14 protein-coding genes and 1 pseudogene are annotated in these 20654 nt (G+C 56.0%); 2 read left to right on the forward strand and 13 right to left on the reverse strand.

Features of this window, described 5'->3' with window-relative positions; genetic code table 11:
- The 9 genes and pseudogenes from R6U90_RS10605 to R6U90_RS10645 form a co-directional block, all read right to left on the reverse strand.
- Nucleotides 1-431: pseudogene (locus tag R6U90_RS10605) on the reverse strand (hypothetical protein); the annotation flags it as partial.
- Nucleotides 432-542: 111 nt separating this feature from the next.
- Entirely contained in the window at nt 543-2282 is a 1740-nt protein-coding gene (locus tag R6U90_RS10610; protein ID WP_410352663.1) for a diguanylate cyclase, read from the reverse strand.
- A 2-nt stretch (nt 2283-2284) separates the two neighbouring features.
- On the reverse strand, nt 2285-3130 hold the full coding sequence (locus R6U90_RS10615) for an endonuclease/exonuclease/phosphatase family protein (RefSeq protein ID WP_410352664.1): 846 nt from the start codon (nt 3128-3130) through the stop codon (nt 2285-2287).
- A 7-nt stretch (nt 3131-3137) separates the two neighbouring features.
- Nucleotides 3138-4769 (reverse strand): acetolactate synthase large subunit, encoded by a 1632-nt coding sequence (locus tag R6U90_RS10620; protein ID WP_410352665.1) that lies wholly within the window; start codon nt 4767-4769, stop codon nt 3138-3140.
- Nucleotides 4770-4815: 46 nt separating this feature from the next.
- Complete coding sequence (locus tag R6U90_RS10625; protein WP_410352666.1) at nt 4816-5466, reverse strand: thiol:disulfide interchange protein DsbA/DsbL; 651 nt, start codon at nt 5464-5466, stop codon at nt 4816-4818.
- A 774-nt stretch (nt 5467-6240) separates the two neighbouring features.
- Entirely contained in the window at nt 6241-7590 is a 1350-nt protein-coding gene (ccsB, locus tag R6U90_RS10630) for a c-type cytochrome biogenesis protein CcsB (protein WP_410352667.1), read from the reverse strand.
- A gap of 20 nt (nt 7591-7610) precedes the next feature.
- The gene (locus tag R6U90_RS10635) at nt 7611-9665 is read right to left on the reverse strand and encodes a cytochrome c biogenesis protein ResB (RefSeq protein WP_410352668.1); all 2055 of its coding nucleotides are present in this window, start codon (nt 9663-9665) and stop codon (nt 7611-7613) included.
- A gap of 326 nt (nt 9666-9991) precedes the next feature.
- Complete coding sequence (locus R6U90_RS10640) at nt 9992-10612, reverse strand: c-type cytochrome (protein ID WP_410352669.1); 621 nt, start codon at nt 10610-10612, stop codon at nt 9992-9994.
- Nucleotides 10613-10658: 46 nt separating this feature from the next.
- Nucleotides 10659-10964 (reverse strand): c-type cytochrome, encoded by a 306-nt coding sequence (locus R6U90_RS10645; RefSeq protein WP_410352670.1) that lies wholly within the window; start codon nt 10962-10964, stop codon nt 10659-10661.
- A gap of 183 nt (nt 10965-11147) precedes the next feature.
- On the opposite strand from R6U90_RS10645, the gene yihA reads away from it, so the two are divergent.
- On the forward strand, nt 11148-11798 hold the full coding sequence (yihA, locus tag R6U90_RS10650) for a ribosome biogenesis GTP-binding protein YihA/YsxC (RefSeq protein WP_410352671.1): 651 nt from the start codon (nt 11148-11150) through the stop codon (nt 11796-11798).
- 311 nt (nt 11799-12109) lie between these two features.
- Nucleotides 12110-13390: a hypothetical protein gene (locus R6U90_RS10655; RefSeq protein ID WP_410352672.1), complete on the forward strand. Its 1281-nt coding sequence runs from the start codon at nt 12110-12112 to the stop codon at nt 13388-13390.
- Between the two features lie 618 nt (nt 13391-14008).
- Here R6U90_RS10655 and R6U90_RS10660 read toward each other — a convergent pair.
- The 4 genes from R6U90_RS10660 to polA all read right to left on the reverse strand — a co-directional run bounded on the left by R6U90_RS10660 (nt 14009) and on the right by polA (nt 20533).
- Nucleotides 14009-15892, reverse strand: coding sequence for a hypothetical protein (locus R6U90_RS10660; RefSeq protein ID WP_410352673.1), 1884 nt, complete (start codon nt 15890-15892; stop codon nt 14009-14011).
- Between the two features lie 195 nt (nt 15893-16087).
- Complete coding sequence (locus R6U90_RS10665; RefSeq protein ID WP_410352674.1) at nt 16088-17086, reverse strand: hypothetical protein; 999 nt, start codon at nt 17084-17086, stop codon at nt 16088-16090.
- Between the two features lie 106 nt (nt 17087-17192).
- Complete coding sequence (locus tag R6U90_RS10670) at nt 17193-17543, reverse strand: DUF1622 domain-containing protein (protein WP_410352675.1); 351 nt, start codon at nt 17541-17543, stop codon at nt 17193-17195.
- A gap of 272 nt (nt 17544-17815) precedes the next feature.
- Complete coding sequence (gene polA / locus R6U90_RS10675; RefSeq protein WP_410352676.1) at nt 17816-20533, reverse strand: DNA polymerase I; 2718 nt, start codon at nt 20531-20533, stop codon at nt 17816-17818.
- Nucleotides 20534-20654: the final 121 nt, after the last annotated feature.

A 20654-nucleotide genomic window follows, 5' to 3' on the forward strand; every position in this document is an offset into this window, starting at 1 on the left:
GCCTTGTGGCCATAGGGATTAACGCCAAGAAATACCGATGCCAGCTCGGGAATCCGGTTCAACAGGCCATTGGCCATAATCTTGATATCCGCACGCCACTGGCTCAATAGTTCGACCAGTAACATACCTTCCAGTGCGCCAAACGGGTGATTCGCAACCACAATGGTCGGGCCGATTTGCGGGATATTCTCAATCCGGCCCGATTCGACCGCATAACCAATATCCATCGTATCAAAAACCTGCCGGACAAAAGCTTGCGGGTCAGTCGCAGGTTCCAGTTCGTCATAACGTCGCGCCAGTTCGCGCAAGCCAAACGCTGACTCAATTGCATTTTGCAGAAAACGGAGCGATCGATAGCTTGAGCTCTTGTTAAAAAGCTCGTCCAGAGAAAACGGATTAGTGGACTTGAGGGTTACCGCTGGAACTGCCATAGCCTGATCCTGATTAATTTAAGCCGGATCAAGCCTGGCATCAGATTATGTAAGCCAGTTGAATGGTGGGTGACAGATTTATGAAAGTTGAATAATTTTTGACAGGCGTTATCAGCCGCCCGTGCTTTCTATGCGGTTTCGCCCCTTATCCTTGGCACTGTAAAGAGCGGTATCGGCTCGCTCGAACAGGTGTGCAGCATCCTCTTCCCCTGCCTGGACAAAGCCACAGGATGCGGTAACAGGAACGCGAGTCCCTCTAAAGTGAAATTCCAGTGCTTCAACAGCCTGTCGTAGTTTCTCGCCCACTGCTGCGGCAGCAGCAATATCTGATTCCACTAAAATAATGGCAAATTCTTCCCCGCCGTAACGGGCCAGAAAATCGGTCTCACGCAACTGTTGCTGCATTACCTCGGCAATCACCTTGAGGACCTTGTCGCCGGCAGCATGCCCATAGGTATCATTGATTCGCTTGAAATAATCGATATCCCATAACATCAGCACAAAATCAGTATTATAACGACGATGTCGGGCAATCTCTTCCTCCAGTCGCTTATCGTAGGCCATGCGGTTGGGAACTCCGGTTAACGCATCGGTTTCTGCCTTGTTCTGGGCCATCTTGACCTGTTGGCGCAGTTTTTCCGATTCGGTTTCCGCAGCCTGTATCTGGTTCTCCAAACGCCGGATTATTTCACGTGAATCACTACCGCGACCTTCTTCCAGTTCAAGAAAACGGTCTACATGGTTACGAATAATTACCACTCGCGACTGGATCGCGGTTTTCAACGAATCAAGGTCCAATGCCGCACTCATGCTTTGCTCTATCGAACTCACTTGTGAATTAACTATCTGGTTCATTTCCCGTGATTCATTCAATGCCGCATCCCGAAGACGTGCGGTTTGCTGTATATCCTTATCCAGTTCCTGCAATCGATCCGTCAGTTGCAGCAGGAAATTTTCAAGATCCTGTTTTTCTGAACGAACACGGGACTGCAAATCGGCGATCAGATTGACCGTATCATCCAGCCCTCGGGTCAACGTTGCCACGTCTTCACAGGGCTCAAGTTTTTTACGGACCAGTTCCGACTCCACTGCCAGTTCATCGGAAAAATCGATTCGCTCCAACAATTGAATCAGAATTTCCCCGGCCAGGGCGCAGGCAATACCTTCTTCTTCGGTTACTGGTTCTGACTTTGAGCCAGATGATTCCGTCTGCTCATGGTCGGGGGCAAGCGACAGAGGCTGATCAAGTTCCGCAGTGTCTACGGTCTCTGTAGCTACCTTGCTGCCACGGCGAAACAGTGAGCTCAGAAGCCCGGTTCTGTCTTCTGCATTTTCTGCGGGGCCCAGGGAATCGGCTGTGACATCTGGAAGACCTCTTTCAATTGTCAGGCTTAACAATTCAGCGAGGATTTTAACTGCATCGGGCAACTCACTGATGCCTGCCACACGCGCCAGTTTCTTTCGGACATATTTTTCCTGGCGTGCCAGGTCTTCAGGGATGGGTAATTCATCCAGTAACAGCTGCAAGGCCCTGGCCGGATTCGCCGACTCGTCTTTACCGGCGGTGCGTTCCGGCAGGTGGCTGATTGCCGTATTGATTTCGCTAAACAGGGTTTGCAGGCGCGATAAATCACTGCTTTCACGGATCTGTCCCCGCAGCTTCTCCAGTTGCTTGCTCAGCCGGGTGTTATCAGTTTCAGTAATCAGGGTCAGACGGGAAACCAGCAACCTCAACTGTTTTTCCAGTTGTCCCCATTCACGTTGACGTTCGTCCAGCTCATCCAGGCTGTCATAATATTTTTTCTTCCAATGATCGGCCTCGCGGCTGCTTTTACCAGTCTCGTTTGCCATACTCAGCCATCAAGATTCTGCAGATAATCATTCAGGGTTTGCGACTTGTCGCGGTTATAGCGATAAAACTGCATGCCCGGCGGTAGCCTGACCTCCATCATCAGCGGCAAATGATCGGAACCGAAATTCTCGAGTTCGTAAAACCTGTTGATGGTTAACTCGGATGTCGCCAGGATGTGATCGATATTATGCTGCGGGCGCCAGCTGGGAAAGGTATGCACCCCCTCGATCGGCTCATGCAACCGGGTACGGGCGATCAGGTGCTGCATCTCACGACTGTCATGGCGACAGTTCATGTCCCCCATAACGATCGCATGGGGAAAACTGTTAACCACATCGGCGAGATAATCCATTTGCAGCAACCTGGCCCGTCGACTCAGAGCCAGGTGCACGACAATGACAGCCAACGTGTCACCGCCGGCGTCGTAACGGGCCAGTATGGCCTGACGACCGGGAATCAGGCCCGGCAGGCGCAGGTCCTGTATTTCGGCAGGATGAAAATGGCTCAGCAATCCGTTACTGTGCTGCGCGATACGCCCGAATTTGCGATTGACCTGATGATACCAGTAGGGGAAATCGCCCCGTTCGGCCAGGTATTCAGTCAGGTTAATAAAATTACTGCGCAGGCTGCCTGCATCGACTTCCTGAACGCCCACGATGTCATATTCCTTCATCATTTCTGCCGCCAAGTCCAGGTTGCCGAGACGCCGGGCACAGGGCAGGACATGTCGCCAGCTACCGGTGAGGTATTGATACGGTCGGCTGGTCTTGATACCCACCTGGACGTTGTAGCTGAGTATCTTCAGCGTTTGCGCCCTGTTGTTGGTACCGGTGGCTTGTGACATCATCGTCTGTTCAGATTGGGCAAATCATTTCACCCAGCTTCTGGGTCAGTTTGAGGTTTTCACTGTAATCCACCGGGCAATCGATAATACTCACAGTGTCATCTGCCAGCGCTTTTTTCAGGGTCGGCAGTAAATCCTCACCTTTTTCAATTCGATAGCCTTTGGCGCCGAACGACTCAGCGTATTTGACAAAATCCGGATTGTTAAAATCAACGTGTGACTTGCGGCCAAAACTGTTGATTTGTTTCCATTCGATCAGACCGTAACCGTTATCATTCCAGACCAGAATCACGATCGGCGTTTTCATTCGCATGGCTGTTTCGATCTCCTGTGAATTCATCAGGAAGCCGGCATCACCAGTCACTGCCACCACGTTACGGTCCGGATATGCCAGTTTAGCGGCAATTGCACCGGGCACGGCAATCCCCATGCTGGCAAATCCGTTGGAGATCAAACAGGTATTGGGAAATTCGCAGCGGAACATACGCGCCATCCACATTTTATGGGCTCCGACGTCACACAGTGCGATGTCTTCCAGATTCATCGCGGTACGCAGATCCCAGATGATTTTCTGTGGCTTGAGCGGCAGCGCCGTATCATCCTTGTGCTGGTTCATATCCTCGATCAAGGCTTTACGCAGGTTTTTCATGGCCGTGCCGGTATGCGGACTGGCCAGGTTCATGATGCGCAGCAGGGAGTGCTTGATATCGCCAACAACGCCCACTTCTACCGGATAATACGCATCAACTTCCGCCGGTGAATTATCGATATGGATAATGGTGCGATCCCTGGTCGGATGCCATAAATAAGGATGATATTCAACCAGATCATAACCGATGCAAATGATCACGTCGGCCTGACTGAAACCGCAACTAACGTAATCGTTAGCCTGTAATCCGGCGCTCCCCAGAGCCATTGAATGTTTGAAGGGAACCACGCCCTTGGCCATGAAGGTATTGGCCACCGGTATGCGCAATTGCTCGGCAAATTCGGCCAGCTGCTTCCAGGCGCGGCTGCGAATGACCCCGTTACCCGCCAGTATGATCGGGTTCTTGGCGCGCGAGATAATATCGGCCGCCCTATCCACTTTCTCACCCGGCGGCTCCGGCGGATAGGGATATTTGACCGGCAGGGGTTGATCGACAATCTCCATCTCGGCGATGTTTTCCGGAAATTCAATGAAACAGGCACCGGTCTTCTCCGTCTGCGCCACCTTGAAGGCTTTGCGGACCACCTCGGGAATAATGTCCGGTGTCAGCAGGCGCGAGGAATATTTGGTAATAGCGCGAAAGATCTCTTCAAGATCCAGGACCTGATGCGACTCTTTGTGCAGGCGATGGGTGCTGGCCTGGCCGGCCACTGCCACCAGCGGAGCATGATCCATGTTGGCATCGGCCACCCCGGTGAACAGATTGGTGGCGCCCGGTCCCAGCGTACCCAGGCAGACCCCCGCCTTACCGGTCAATCGCCCGTAGACATCGGCCATGAAAGCCGCACCCTGTTCATGCCGGGTGGTAACAAACTTGATATCCGAATCCAGCAAGGCATCCATAACATCCAGGTTCTCTTCCCCGGGAATGCCAAAGATATATTCCACTTCTTCATTTTCAAGACAGCGCACGAAAAGTTCGGCGGCTTTCATTCATTCATCTCCTGCTGATCAACCCGGTGTTATACCTGCGCGAGCACTACTCGGGGTCCGTTTCAAGCAGCTGCTGTACGACACCCAGCATGGCCTCATGACCACCTGACATAGGACCGTCGGTAATATATTGACCATCGATAACAAGAGTCGGAACACCGTTGGTACCATAACGCCGGGTTAATTCAATGGCGCGCCGCAGCTTGTTGTCGACGGCAAAGGAATTTATCGTATTGCGAAAAGTCTTCGTGTCGACTCCAAACTCCGCAAAGAAAGCTTCTGCCTGATCGCTGGTATGGATATGTTTACCGCCGGCGTGAATACGCTCAAATAACGGACCGTGGATTTTATCCCGGATATCCAGCAACTCCGCGGTATAGAATAATTTGGCATGCAATGCCCACTTTGGATTGGGACGACCGGTCTGCGGATGGACGAAAACCGCCGGCACCCGTTCAAAGCCAACATGATCCGGTTTGTTCTCGATCCACTTTTCCAATTTCGGCTCAAAGTGATAACAATGGGGGCAGCCATACCAGAACAGCTCGACCACTTCGCGGGGCTTGTCGGTCAACTTCTCTGCCGCCGGTGTGATACGCCGGTACTCAATGCCCTCGTCGTACTCCGCCTGAACGGGGATCGGGAACAGCATCGCCAGCGCCAGCAGCGGGGTGAATATTCGCAAAATCGTCTTCATCAATGACTCCTGATATCCGGTTATTCTCAGACTATTCAAACTCACTGTCCGAAGCAAGCCACGTCCCCGCTCCCCCTCGCTCCGGCGTCCTTTAAACTACGTCGTGCACATTGACGAGATTATACTGCCAGACAAATCGACCTTACCGACTTCCAGAACCAGCCATAGCTGTGCAAATCACTTACGGTGAAGGAAGTTCAGCCCTTGGCAGAATTCTCCGGAGCGGTCTTGTTAAAAAGAATAACGTGATTGCCGTTATCGGGGAAGTCACACTGTTATTCGAAGTTCATGGTAAGGACAGGGAAATCGGTTGACTGCAGGAAAGCGAGGTGATGGGCGAAATGTCGTTTTTCGACCGCCAGGCCCGCTCCGCCCACATTCGCGTCAGCGTCGCCTCTATCCGCCCGCTCAAACAGATGCGCATCCTGTACAACCGACGGCGGCTGAACATCCCTTTATCGCTATCAATCTCGTCAGCATGCCATCATCAGCCTGGATCACCTGTTCCGCAGGCTGAGTATGGATATTGCCAGCTTAAACCAGTACATGTACGGCAACGGACCCATCCGCTACTCCCTTCCCCAGGTTGGCGGGAGAAACGCAAAGGACGCAAAGAAAAAACTATTATTTTCTTTGTGTTGTGCTTCAGACCTGAACGGCGTGATTTGTGCGTAAGCCGGAGCCCTGGCCAGAGGACTGAGCCACACAAGAAATCATCAAATTATTTCCTTTGCGACCTCCGCGTTATTTCCAGCTATCTCGATAAACGGTACCTCACAGCTCCCCGTAGGAGTGCAGGCCGGAGAGGAACATGTTCACGCCGAGGAAGGCGAAGGTGGTGATGAACAGGCCGATAATGGCCCACCAGGCCAGCGGTGCGCCGCGCCAGCCCTTGGTCAGGCGCAGGTGCAACCAGGCGGCGTAGTTGAGCCAGACGATCAGGGCCCAGGTCTCTTTCGGGTCCCAGGACCAGTAACCGCCCCAGGCCTCGGCCGCCCACATGGCGCCAAGGATGGTGGCGACGGTGAAAAAGGCAAATCCCAGGGCGATGGATTTGTGCATTACATCATCCAGCACATCCATGGACGGATACGTCTCAATCACCCTTCTACGGGAAAGTGCCCAGAATACCAGCGCGGCCAGCGCCGACGCGGCCACCCCCACAGCCAGTGCATAAAGCAGCGCCGAGCCACTGAATCCTTCTGCGACAGCAAGTGATTTGGCGATCTGATAAACAAAGGTCAGCGCCCCAACAAAACCGACCGCTCCCCAGAAAATACGCGTCGCGGATGCCTGTTCGGCATAGGTCTTGATCAGCATGGGTATCGCCAACATGGCTGCCAGCGCGAAGGCCCCGTATCCGACGAAGTTGGTCGGCACATGGATCTTCATCCAGTAACTTTGCAGTGCCGGAACCAGCGGCTCGATCTCGTGCGCGCCCTTTTCGAAGTGGTACCAGAGCAAAAAGGCAATCGAGGCAGAAATGATCGTCAGGGCGAAGGCCCCCATACCCTTGGCGCGGGTGCGAGCCTCGTAAAACAGATAGATTAGCGCGGTAACGATTGCAAACAGGATAAAGACTTCATACAGATTGCTGACCGGAATGTGACCGACGTCATGGCTGATGAGATAGGATTCGCGCCAGCGCACCATCAGGCCGACAAAGCCCATGGTGGTCGCCGCCCAGACCATGGCCGTCGCCACCTTGCCGATAAACTCGCCCGGTTTGGCCAGATAGACAAAATAAGTCACAGTGGCCATGACAAACAACGCACTCATCCACATGGTGGCCGACTGACTGGAGAACAGGAACTTGAGAAAGAAATTCTGCTCAGCCCGGCCGGGGTCATTGCCATACAGGTTGACGGCAAACAGACTGATCGCGGCGATGGCAATCATCAGGTTGCGGGTCGCCTTCCAGTACCAGCCCAGCGCAATCAACGCGATGGCCGTGCCAAACAGAATGCCGACCTCGTAGTTATCCATCAACGCGGAATATTTTTTCCAGGCATACCCGGCACCAAACAGCAGGGCGGCCGCCCATATCCAGTCAAACAGGCTCAACTGCCTGAAAAAGGACTCCTTGCCGAAGTCTTTGTTAAATTGTTCTTTGGTTACCGCCATAGTCTGTCACCTGTCTGTCGTTATTGACGTGATGCGTAATGTCGATCCAATTCATCGGCGAGATCGTCAAACCTCTTGCTGAAGTCAGCCTGATTGCGGTTACCCATCCCCGCCAGCATAACACGGCTGCCCTCGCCTTCCGGGCGTATCATCACCCACAAACGTTGATGAGTAATATAAAACATCAGGAACACACCGATCATCAACATTACGCAGCCCAGGTAAACCACATTTTTCCCCGGGGAACGCGTAATCTGCAGCCCTGATGCCTGACGCAGATCGAAATTGGTCATTTGCAGATAAAACGGCGAGCTGTATGGCCCCATGGATGCCAGGGCATTGACCGCATCCTCGAACCAGCGCCCCTGTTCCGCGCTGACACCCTGCTCAAGGGACGCGCTTTCCGCCTGCAATAACTCCCAGTAGAGATTCTCCAGCACGGTATTGAGAATTTTCAGATAGGTCTCGGCTACCCTCATCTGCTGCTGTTCCGGTACCGTTTGCTGGATGCGTCGATCGATCGCCTGATAACCGCCGCGATTGAATTCACTGGTCAGTCGAACCATGGAGGTCACGATGTTTTGCATCATTTCCCTGTCCTGTATGTTTGCTTCGGACATCGCCTGACGGGCACTTTGTTCGGCAATCCGTCGCACCCGATCCTTATCATTTAACCAGGCATGTAACCGCATGAAGCGATCCACGGACATGTTGTCATCGGCGGGAATATGCAGATAACGAAATGGTTCGGCCTGGCTTTCGCGCATGCCGCTTAAAAAGAAGTAACGTCCTTCCTGGCGTACCGGCACCATGTAATTGACGAATTCACGCGCCTCCCCGTTGGGCTGGCGGACCCGGAAAGTAAAACTGGGGCCGTAATTGGTAAACTTCTTGCTGGCCTGTCCCAGGGTTCCGCCACGCACCATCTCACTTTGCTCGACCTTGTCGGTAGCCGTCGCCAGATCTTCATCGGCCGGGAACACATTGAATTCCTTGAAATCCTCAAACTCGATGGTCATCACACCATCGGGGGTTTCAACCTGGCGTTTGGCCGCAACCTTGCCATCCAGCTCGATCGGTTGCGGATTGCTGTCGAACAGTGGCCAGGCCTTGAGCTGCATCCGCGTGCCGCCATCGGAGAAGCTGGCCTGGTAAATAGCATAACCCCGATAGATCAGGGGATGATTCACCGCGATGGTTTCTTCCATCGGCTCTTCGAGCTGGTCGTCATGAATCACCAGATCACTCTCAAAGGACTTGGGCTGACCGGAGGGATAATGTTCGACACGGAACTCCTTGAGCTCGACGGCAAACGGCAGTTCCTGAACCAGATAGCCATCGCGTATATTCAGAAACACCATGTTACTGACACTGTCTTCCGGCAAGGTAATACTGCCGCGGAACGACCAGTTCTCTCCCGGACCCAGTCGGCTGATGGGCGGCACTTCCTTGGCAGCAATATCCCGTTTTTCAATTTCGATCTCGCCGAGCCATTCCTTGATTGACATGCCGAGATTCCCATCCATCAGGCCACCAATACAGATCACCACGATCCCGACATGGGTGAACAGATAGCCCAGACGATTCATCTGCCCCTTCATCAGGGCCAGAATCGTGACGCCCTCGCGCTCCTTGCGCCGGGCGCGATAACCCTTGTTATTCAAATATTGCGTAAATGTCTGCTCGACCTGCTGCGGGGAGTCACTGAGAGTCCATTCACGGAAATTGCGCATGACTCGCAGGGACTTTTCTTTCATGTTCAGGCGAAAGTGGCGCATATCCCGCAACATACCCGGACCGTTGCGATACACACAGACACTGGTGCTTAACAACAAAAACCCGAGCAGCACCAGAAACCAGATGGCGCCATAGACATCGTATAAATCCAGCACCTTGAATATCTCGTGCCAGTAAGGCCCGAACTTGATGATGTAATCCTGATAAGGCTGGTTCTGCTGCAAAACCGTGCCGATCACCGAGGCCACGGCGATCACGACCAGCATGGTGATCGCCAGGTTCATGGAACCGAGGAATTCCAGCCAGGCAGCTGGTTTTTGTTGTCGGGATTTATTCACGCTTGCTCGCCATTCTCATCGCCCATCCGGTGCGCTACGCTATCACACATCGGGGTAAATTTAACCTTGCCACCCGGGGAGTGGTTCATGTTCGGGTGTTGTGCCAGGCAGGAGTTATCTGCGTTTTTATCTGTAAAGTATTATGGTTATTCTGTCCGGCCATGACGCGGGTCAAAACCGGTGCGCCCTGTTACTCTCTTAAGTCTGCTTTGAGCGATACAAGTTCCTTCGCTGCAAATAAAAAAGTCGACTTTCGGGCGCAAAAAAGGGCGGTGATCCGCCCTTTTTGTCGTGCTTCGTTTGTCGGAACGATCAGTAATCGGCCATCAGTGCAGACCGGAAATATAAGACGCAACCGCCTCGATTTCCCGATCGCTCATCTTGCCGGCGATATCCTGCATCATGCCATTCATGTCGTTGGTCCGCTTTCCGTCGCGAAAATCCTGCATCGCCTTGACCAGATAATCGGCATGCTGGCCGCTCAACAGCGGGAAATTCGCCGCCGGATTACCGGCACCGGTCGGACCATGGCAGGCGATACAGGCTGTCAGGCCCTTTTCGGGATTACCACCACGGTAGAGTTTCTCACCAAACGCCGCCAGTTTTTCGTCGGCCTGACCCATGCCAGGAGACTGTTTGGCGTAATAGGCACCAATGTCCGCCATGTCCTGTTCGCTCAAACCGGCAACCTGATCGGCCATCAGCGGATCGGAACGGGTCTCACCCTGTTTGAAATCCGCCAGCTGCTTGGCCGTATAGCCGGCATGCTGACCCGCCAGCTTGGGGAAATTGGCAACAGCACTGTTGCCCTTCTCACCGTGGCAGGCGACACAGGCTTCAACCTTGGCTTCACCGGCTCTGGCATCGCCGGCCGCCTGGGCCGCAGAAGCAAACCCCGGCAGAAACAGGGAAACCGCGAAAAAAGTGACTAACGTTAAATACTTCATTTGTGATTAAACCAACCTTGCGATGTTTGACAAACTGTTCGGACGCTTACTGGACTTCTGAGAGCATGTAATCGACCGCGGCCTTGACGTCCGCGTCACTCAGATTCGCACGTCCGCCCTTGGCCGGCATGGCGCCTTTACCATTGATAGCGCTGTCATACATAACCTCTTTACCCTGGGACAAACGATCCGTCCAGGCGCTTTTTTCCAGCTTCGGTGCGCCGGCAGCGCCGGTGCCATGACAGGCGAAGCAGGCCTGCTGATAGACTTTTTGACCTTCAGCCGCCTGGGCGACGGAAGCCAGCCCCAGCATGGCCAGGGATACGACAGTACCGGTGATTGCTTTTTTCATTAGTTTACTCCTAACTCCAATCGATGTTGATGGTATAAAACTTTCGACCATGACGCCGTCCCCAGGTTCGTCATGCTAGAATCTCCACACACAAAGCGGCAATCTGTATATCAGCTGCCCAATAGCCGGTCAAGAAGACCCATTATACCCTACAGTCACACCGAAACCCACTACCGAGCCGCCGTGAGTATCCGATTCGACCAGTTACGCCGCCCCTACTCCGCCATCCAGTTCCTGCTCAGCGTGCCCCGGCCACAGCAAGCCCCCGCAGACACGGGCCTCGAGGTCGCCTTTGCCGGGCGCTCCAATGCCGGAAAATCCAGCGCACTCAACGCCCTGACCGGGCGCAAGGCGCTGGCCCGCACCAGCAAGACCCCGGGGCGCACCCAGCACCTGGTCTTTTTCGCCCTGGACGAACAGCGACGGCTGGTGGACCTGCCCGGCTACGGTTTCGCCCGGGTGCCCGAGGCCATCCAGCGCGAGTGGGGCGAGGCCATGGCCGTCTATCTGCAGCAACGCCAGTCCCTGGCCGGCCTGATCCTGCTGATGGACATTCGCCATCCGCTGACCGACTACGACTGGCAAATGCTCGAATTCTGTCGCCATGCCGATCTGCCGGTGCATATCCTGTTGACCAAGGCCGACAAGCTCAAGCGCGGTCCGGCGCAGAACACCCTGCTGGCGGTGCGCAAACAACTGACCGACTATCCACAGGCCAGCGCGCAACTGTTCTCCGCCACTAAAAAACAGGGACTCGAGGAGGCATTAAACGTAGTCAATCGCTGGCTCGACCTTGAGCCGGATCAAGGGAGGCAAAAAAAAACCCCGGAATAGGGGTTGGGATGTGGGGAATCACGTCATTCCGGGGTCAAGCTCGCCCGGCATTGGGGACCGGGCGTTGAATCCCGCTCTGGGTAAAGCGGGAGTCAGACAGTTACAGCTTAGTGCGCTCGGGGGCCCCGCAACAGGCGGCGATTGTGAACGTTTGTTAAATCTGTATCACGGTCTCCCGATTCAGTTTTATTTCAGAAAGATCTGCCAGACTCCCCTGATAAGCAGCCGAACCGCCTGGGCTTGCCGTAACTATCCTGTTATGCCGGGCCGTTTCGCTAAAACAACTTGCCATTGCAACGGGGAGAACAACCATGCTCAAACGCTTTCATCTACACACGCTGTTCAGCAGTTTGCTGCTGCTGATCCTGCTGCTGCCCGAGGCGAACGCCATGCCGGCCTTCGCCCGCGACTACAAAATGTCCTGCGCCACCTGCCACGCCGCCTTTCCCAAGCTGAACGAATTCGGCGAAAGTTTTGCCGCCTCCAACTTCCGCCTGCCCAACTGGAAGGACAACACCGTGGTCACCGGCGACGACATGCTGGCCCTGGCCAAAACCCCGCCGGTGGCGTTTCGCGCTCAGGCCTTTGCCCAGGCGCGTGATGCCGAGGCGATCGATGTCAGCAGCGGCGAGACCACCGAAGTAGACAGCGACTTCCAGTCGCCCTACCTGATCAAGATGCTCTCCAGCGCCCCGCTGTCGGAGCACATTACCTATTACTTTTACGCCATTTTTGCCGAGAAGGGTGGCAATGGCGAAACCATCGTCGAGGACGCCTGGTTCTCACATGATGCCCTGTTCGGCTCGGATGTCGGCATGCAACTGGGGCAGTTCCAGGTCTCGGACCTGATGTTCCCGCGCGAAACCCGCCTGACCTTCCAGGACTATATGCCCTATCGCATGGCCGGCATCACCTACGATCGCGGTGTCATTTTCGATACCACCGCAGGACCACTGGATCTGGCCGTCGGCCTGGTCAACGGTAACGGTATCAAGGAGAACCTCACCATCAACAGCCCGGGGTACCAGCGCTCGGATCACCTGTTTGACAACGACACCTCCAAGTCGCTCTTCGGGCGCATCGGCGGGGATATCGGCCCGGTCAGTGCCGGCCTGTTCGGTTTCAGCGGTCAGCAGAAGAATGCCACCGGCGCCGCCGGCACCGACAGCGGGAATCGGCAGACCGACAAGAATATCGTCGGCCTCGATTTCAACGGCAAGCTCGGCAACCAGACCTACTGGTTCGCGCAGGCCCTGTGGAACGAGTGGGACGGTTTTATCAATGCCGGGCAAAACTACGAATGGTTCGGCGGCTTCATCGGCATCGACTACATCCACAGTCCGCGCTGGGCCCATTCGCTGCTGTATAACTACGCCGACGCCGGGGATCTGGAAAACACCGATACCATCTTTGAAGGCATTGCCATGAATACATTGACCTATACCGCCTCCTATTACTTCATGCGCAACGTCAAGGGCGTGATCGAATTCAATGCCGATCTGCAAAGCAAGGTCGCCCAAACCGGGACCTACTACACCGGCCATCTGACCAACGAGAATTATTTCCTGGTCGGCTTTGACGCCGCGTTCTGAACCCGTTTGCCGGGTCGAAATGCTGGTACGCAGGCATTCGACCCGGCTGGGAACCTCTCGCAGAGACGTTTACGCCCGGTGTGTGGGTGCAAAGTGCGCGGAGAATAAGCACCTTCAGTTGCTCTGCGCCATTGCGTCTCGGCGAGAGATCCGCTTTTACCTTCCTGCCACACACCTGCCCAAACGGGTATAACCACCCAAACAGCGAACACACCGACCTGCCCTGAAAAAGCAGGGGGGTAAATCACGGGTGGATTGGGCATGTTCAGCCGATTGCCGGACACCGCGTTGCTATATCCGGCCTACCATTACATATCGGTAGAGGTGCCTCGCAGACCAAGGGCAGCGTAATCTGCGCGTTTTAGCCAGATATAAAGCGGGTATAAAATGGAACAGTACAAACGGACAAAAAAATGCCCCGGACGAAGTGGGGATAAAGTGCCGTCCGGGGCCTGCAAAATAGCCCGGCTTGGGGAAACCGGACTTTTTAATTCCCACGACAGGGAGGGTTGCGGGAATAAGCGCATTGCTGCACTCACAAAATAGGACAGCCACGAAGAAAGAAAGTTCCGGCCAGCGGCACGCCGGCTAATCCAATTGCTCTCGAGTACAGAAGTCCTAACGCCCCACACGCCGGTGATCGAAATCATGCAGCAGCCGCTCGAGTTGCTGAATAATCCGCCGCCAGCGTTCGGAGTCCATCGACAGGCCCTGTAAAATCCCGGCGAACTGGTTTGAATAGGGCGTCTCGTCCAGGGGCGAGGCCGCAATCACCTCCAGCCGTTCCCGGCTGGCGTTGTAATGTTCCACCAGAAAATTGATCATCGAATCGGTCAACGGCACCTGATAAACCCGGCGGATGCGCAACGCCAGGTACTCGGCACTTTTGCCCAGATCCTCGCGCACCTCGCGCACCGCTGCGGCCCCCAGGCCCGCCTTGGCATCGGCGCTGAAACCGGCCTCCAGTCCGCCGAGGTAGGCGGCGCGACTGGTGTAAATCGCCCGCTGAATACTGGCATCGGTCAACGAGATATAAGATTGCAGGATCAACACCAGACGTATCCCCAGACGCTTGATATCCTCGCTGTTCAGCGACCGCCCGCCGCGCTGCAAGCCGTTTTCGGTGGCCCGAAAACCGAGTCCGCGCAGGTACTCGCAAAACTGCTTCGCCACCTCGATCTTTTCTTCATCATCCAGCGCAATGCGCTCTTCGCGAATCCGCAGGCCCCGCGAACCACGCGGCAACGCCAACAGCGCAGGCTGTTTGGCATGCCGCCGGCGCAAGGCTTCCCAGCGCTCCAGCGCCCGGATATAACGATCCCGCCCTTTCTGGACTTCCTCACTGGCGCGGCGGCTTTCACGCACCAGCTCCAGAATCGTTTTCAGCTGCGGCCAGCTGGCCGCCTTGCTGAGCCGGCCCTGCTGCACCAGTTGTTCCAGCCCGGCGGCCAGATGGGCTAGCAGTTCCTCCGGCGGCAAACTGGTTACCGACTCATCGAATCCCAGCTCCGGATGATCTGCCAGACAGGTGGCCAGGGCATGCAGGCGCGTGGTAGCCATCGCCTGGCGAACGCTGTAACGATTCCGGGCGTCCTCGACCTCGTCCAGGCTGCGCACCTGTTGCCAGCCGCCCTCGTAATCAATCACCAGGCGAGTGATCTCGCGGCCACTCAACAGTTCGAAAGCCAGTACCAGCAGCTCCTGGACATCTTCAAGCGCCATCAAATCAAGACTCTGACGATCAGCGGCATTGAAGATCGCAGCGAGAAAATTATCCCGGCGCGGCACGCCATGCTCGAACGAGGGGGCTATCCCGGTCAGTCGATCGCGCAACAGGTCCGCCTCGTCCGGCGCCGTCGCGTGAACCTTCTCCAGCGCCGCCGCGCGCGCATCGGCACTGGCATCGATCAGATCCTGCACCCGGCTACGCAGACCCAGGCGACGATAAATTTCGATCTGTTCGGTAATCCCGGCCAGGCTGGCATCGCCGGTCAGCTCACGCACCGCCAGCGCCACGCTGTCGGGGCTCAGATCCAGCTCATGTAACAGGGCGCCGGCCGCACGCAGACGCCGATCTTCCGGCGCCAGTTCGGACAGAATCATGTCGCGACTTTCAAACAACAGATCCGGTAACAGATCGAGCGTCTTGCTCAATACCTCGCGGGCATCGTTCTGGCGCCGTCCCCGCAATATCACCGCCACAAAACGGGCCAGCAAACCAATTACACCGAGAATGAGCGTATAGGCGGCAAAGAATACAAAGTTCTGCGCCGGCGCGGCATGCCCGAAGCCCAGAAAGTAGCCGCCCTGCATGGCCAGAAAGGTCACCGGCCCGGCCGTCCACAGCAGTTGCAACAGGGTCAGACTCCATGGCGTCTTGCGCACACTCGAGACCGCCTCGTCGATACGACTGTGGCCGACCCGCTCGAGACTGACGCGCTCCTGATCCAGACCGATCCGCTGTTCGTCGTCGCTGTTGTTTTTACGCCAGGGGAGTTTCACTGAAATCCTTGAGTGATGCGCCGTAAAGAAGTTAAGCGGATTATTCCAACTTATGCCACGTCATCACAATAACAAAAACGGCTACCGCACAAAGAACGTCCCTGTATAAACAATCCGAAACTCAGTACAGGCAAAAGACGCTGCGGCCACTTTGATAAATTAAAATCAAAGTAATCGGCTATGCGATATGCCTGATCAACGTGCGGGCACCAGCCAGCGCTGTACCGTTCGGGGAACCCGACGAAGCACTTGCGCGCGGCTGGCATGCCAGAAAGCCGAGAGCAGCAACAGGGCGGAACCAATCACCAGCGCGGTAAGAGCAAAACCCAGACTCACCACCCCGTACTGCTCCAGCAGGGCACTGAAGGCATACATCACATAGACCAGGGCGGAAACCATCAGGGCCCGACGATCGATACACAGCGACACAACCCCGATCACCATATATAACACGATCACCACAGCAGCACGCCACAGGTCCATCTGCCCTTCAAAGACTCCCAGCGCGGCAAACACCGGATGCACCAGCAATGGCGCGGCCAGCAAATGCAGCCAGAAGGCAACATCCGATTTACGGGTCAGGCGGGCGGTATCCTGTGTATCCCAGTACATCGCTAACAAGAAGACAGCCACGCCGGCAATAAAGGAAATCATACTCAGCCAGTGTCGGGCCCCGGGCGCGGCCCAGAGCAACAGGGCAATCGCAAACGCCACCAGCGCCGCCGCGCCGGCGGCCACTGTGACAGGCACCTGAAAACGGCGCCAGTGCAACCAGGCAGCCAATGTCGCCAGGGCGCTGGCAATGACCAGGCTTTGCGCTTCCTGCCCTGGAACCGGTAACAGAAACGCCCCGAACAGCACACTGCCGACAAAGGCCAGCAACAATACGATCGACGGCAGGGCCATGCGACGTTGCCGGGTAAAGAACTCGGCCAGCAGCCAGGCTACCGCCGCCACGGCGGCAGCGCCGACCCAGTCCGCCAGTACACCGGCAATCCCGCCCACGGCAGCCAGCAACAGCAAACTGGCGATGACCACAAAAATGTCGTTGAAGCCGGTAATCAGGCGAAAGTGTTCCTCGTCCACCACCGGTCCCTGTCGCAGGCCGGCTACATGCGCACGAAATGCTTCCGCCGTGTCGTTGCTCAAAACGCCCGCATCGACCGCCGAGGCAATATCTTCTTCTGTGTACATTCAACAAACTCCCGGCTTGAAACCCGCGCAATCAAAAAGATCCGCCTTGTTTCTCGTCGTCCTGCTGACAGAGGACGGCACGCTGCAAGGATCTTACCAGAACGGTTTATGCTTTTTCCTGCCAGGGCCAGCGACCGGTCAATTCGACCTCCAGGGTAAAACTCAGGAAGGTTCGAATCAGCACTACCACGGCCAGCACGCCCACCGAATAGAACGTCAGATCGACCGCCACGGTATGGATAATATCCGCCGCGATCAGAAACTCCAGCCCGAGCAGGATACCGCTGCCCACCCGCTGACGCAGCTCCTGAAAAATCGGTTCCCGTTCTGTTTCTTTAACCAGGCGGCGCACAGCCTGAACCAGGGCATACATTGCTACCAGAGTAATAATCGCAATACCCAGCGTCTCGATCAGCAACACGCTCCACTCGGCGACCCGCTTGACTATCTCTGACATACTCCGCTCTCCTTCACTACCGGCCTCAGATCCCGGTTCTTCGGGTTAATGCATTTCTGAACGAGTCATTCCGGCAAAAGCCGAAATTCACTAATACGCTGATTTAGCTGATCTCCGGCATTCGCCGGCATGAAAACACGCTTTATTCAAAGCTTTCTTAAACCAACAGCCAGACTAATTCATTGTGACAGAGACAAGGAATTTGTCATCCGACAGAGGTCGCAAGGGGCAGTGCGGCCTGACTCCCAACTGACACAAACCTGCTCCGCCCTTCAGTGCGCCTCGTCCCAGTTATCGCCAACACCGATATCCACTTCCAGCGGGACGGAGAGCTCGGCGCCCCTGACCATGTTGTCACGGATAATCTGCGTCGCTTCATCGACGGCGTCCTCTCTGACCTCAAAGACCAGTTCGTCGTGGACCTGCATGATCATCCAGATTGGCAGCTGGTCTTTTTCGATCACTGCATCCAGGGTAATCATGGCGCGCTTGATGATGTCGGCAGCGGTGCCCTGCATGGGGGCGTTGATGGCGGTGCGCTCGGCATACTGGCGGCGGGTGTGGTTGCTGGTATTGATCTCGGGCAGGTAGAGCCGGCGGCCATACACGGTTTCGACATAGCCCTGTTCGCGGGCTTTCTCGCGGATATCGTCCATGTACTGTTTGACGCCGGGGTAGCGGGCGAAGTAGAGATTGACGTATTCCTGCGCCTGACCGCGATCGATACCAAGCTGACGGCCCAGGCCGAACGCCGACATACCGTAGATCAATCCGAAGTTGATCGCCTTGGCCGAACGGCGCTGTTCACTGCTGACCTTATCCGGTTCGACGCCGAACACCTCGGCCGCGGTGGCACGGTGGATGTCCTCGCCGTTTTTAAACGCATCGAGCAGGCCCTTGTCGCCGGACAGATGGGCCATGATCCGCAGTTCGATTTGCGAATAGTCGGCCGCCAGCATGCGATAGCCTTTTTCCGGAACAAACGCCTGGCGAATGCGCCGCCCTTCCTCGCTGCGCACCGGGATGTTCTGCAGGTTGGGCTCGGTCGATGACAATCGGCCGGTGGCGGCCACCGCCTGCTGATAGGAGGTATGCACCCGGCCACTGGCGGGGTGAATCATCTCCGGCAGCTTGTCGGTATAGGTGGATTTGAGCTTGCTCAGGCCCCGCCATTGCAGCACCCGTTGCGGCAGCTCGTAGCCCTGGACGGCCAGCTCCTGCAGCACCGACTCGGCGGTAGAGGGCTGGCCCTTGGCAGTTTTGCTCACCACCGGCAGGCCCTGTTTTTCGAACAGGATCGCCTGCAGCTGTTTGGGCGAGCCGAGGTTAAACGTCTCGCCGGCCGACTCGTGCGCGGCCTGTTCCAGCTCGTTGAGCTGTTTGGCCAGTTGCTTGCTTTGCTTGTTGAGCATGGCCACATCCAGCTTCACTCCGCGGCGCTCCATGCGCGAGAGCACCGGCATCAGCGGCATCTCGATTGCTTTGAACACGTTGGCCAGCGACGGAATGGCTTCGAGTTTGGGCCACAGGGTTTGATGCAGGCGCAACGTGACATCGGCATCCTCGGCGGCATACTCGCTGGCCGGCTCGATTGCCACCTGATCGAAGGTCACCTGTTTGGCGCCCTTGCCGGCGACATCCTCATAATGAATGGTCTTGTGGCCCAGATACTTGAGCGCCAGGGTGTCCATGTCGTGACGGCTGGCGGTACTCTCCAGTACATAAGACTCCAGCATGCTGTCAAACGCGACGCCCTCGAGATGAATGTCGTAGCGAGCCAGGACGTTCATGTCGTATTTGATGTGCTGGCCGAGCTTCGGGTATTTGGGCTCCTCGAGCAGCGGTTTTAACTGCTCGAGCACTTTGTCGCGATCCAGCTGTTGCGGGGCACCGGAATAGTTGTGCGCCACCGGCAGATAGGCGGCCTCGCCCGGCTCGATGGCAAACGAGCAGCCGACGATTTCCGCCTGCATGTAATTGAGACTGGTGGTCTCCAGATCGAAGGCGAACAGCTCGGCCGATTTGAGCCGTTTGAGCCAGCCCTCAAAGGCACTTTGATCCAGTATGGTGGCGTAAACCGGCTTGTCATCGGCGTTACTCTGGCCGTTGTCGTGCCTGGCACCAGCCTGCTCGCCCAGCAGATCGCTGAGCCAGCTTTTGAATTCATAACGCTGATAGAAATCGCGCAACGCCACGTTGTCGGGTTCGCCGCGATTGAGAGTATCGGGGCTGACATCAAGATCGACATCGCACTTGATCGTGACCAGCTCGCGCGACACTGGCAACTGATCCAGCGAGTCGCGCAGGTATTCCCCTACCTTGCCCTTGATCTGATCCGCATTCTCCAGGATGGCATCCAGCGAACCGTATTCCTGCAACCACTTTGCCGCCGTTTTTGGGCCGACCTTGGGTACCCCCGGTACGTTATCCACCGTGTCGCCGATCAGCGCCAGATAATCGATGATCTGCTCCGGCGTTACGCCGAACTTCGCCTGCACTCCTTCCACATCGCTGATACTGCCCGACATGGTATTGATCAGGGTGACGTGCTCGTCCACCAGCTGGGCCATGTCCTTGTCGCCGGTGGAAATGAGGGTCTCGATACCTTCCGCCTCGGCCTGGCGGGCCAGGGTGCCGATCACATCATCAGCTTCCACGCCAGGTACGCACAGCAGCGGCAGGCCCATGGCCTGAATAATCTGATGGATGGGCTCAATCTGTTCGGCCAGATCGTCGGGCATGGGCGGGCGATTGGCTTTGTACTCGGCATAGAGATCGTCGCGAAAGGTCTTGCCCCTGGCGTCGAATACCACGGCGATATGCTCGGGGTGGTAATCCTTGAGCAGGCGGCGGATCATATTGATCACCCCGTAGATAGCCCCGGTGGCCTCGCCGTCGGAGTTGGTCAGTTTGGGCATCGCATGGTAGGCGCGGAACAAATAAGATGAGCCGTCGACCAGGATAAAGGGTTTGTTCTGCTTGTCGGACATGGGTAATGGTTAACCGTTACGTGAGAATAGTGGCCGAATCTGTCGAACTCGCTCCACGGGATGCATTATACTTGCCCGGCCGCGATATTGCGGCCGCTCGCCGCCGACACTGAGACAGGAC

The organism is Thiohalophilus sp. (genome assembly GCF_046483665.1).
Lineage (GTDB): Bacteria > Pseudomonadota > Gammaproteobacteria > UBA6429 > Thiohalophilaceae > Thiohalophilus.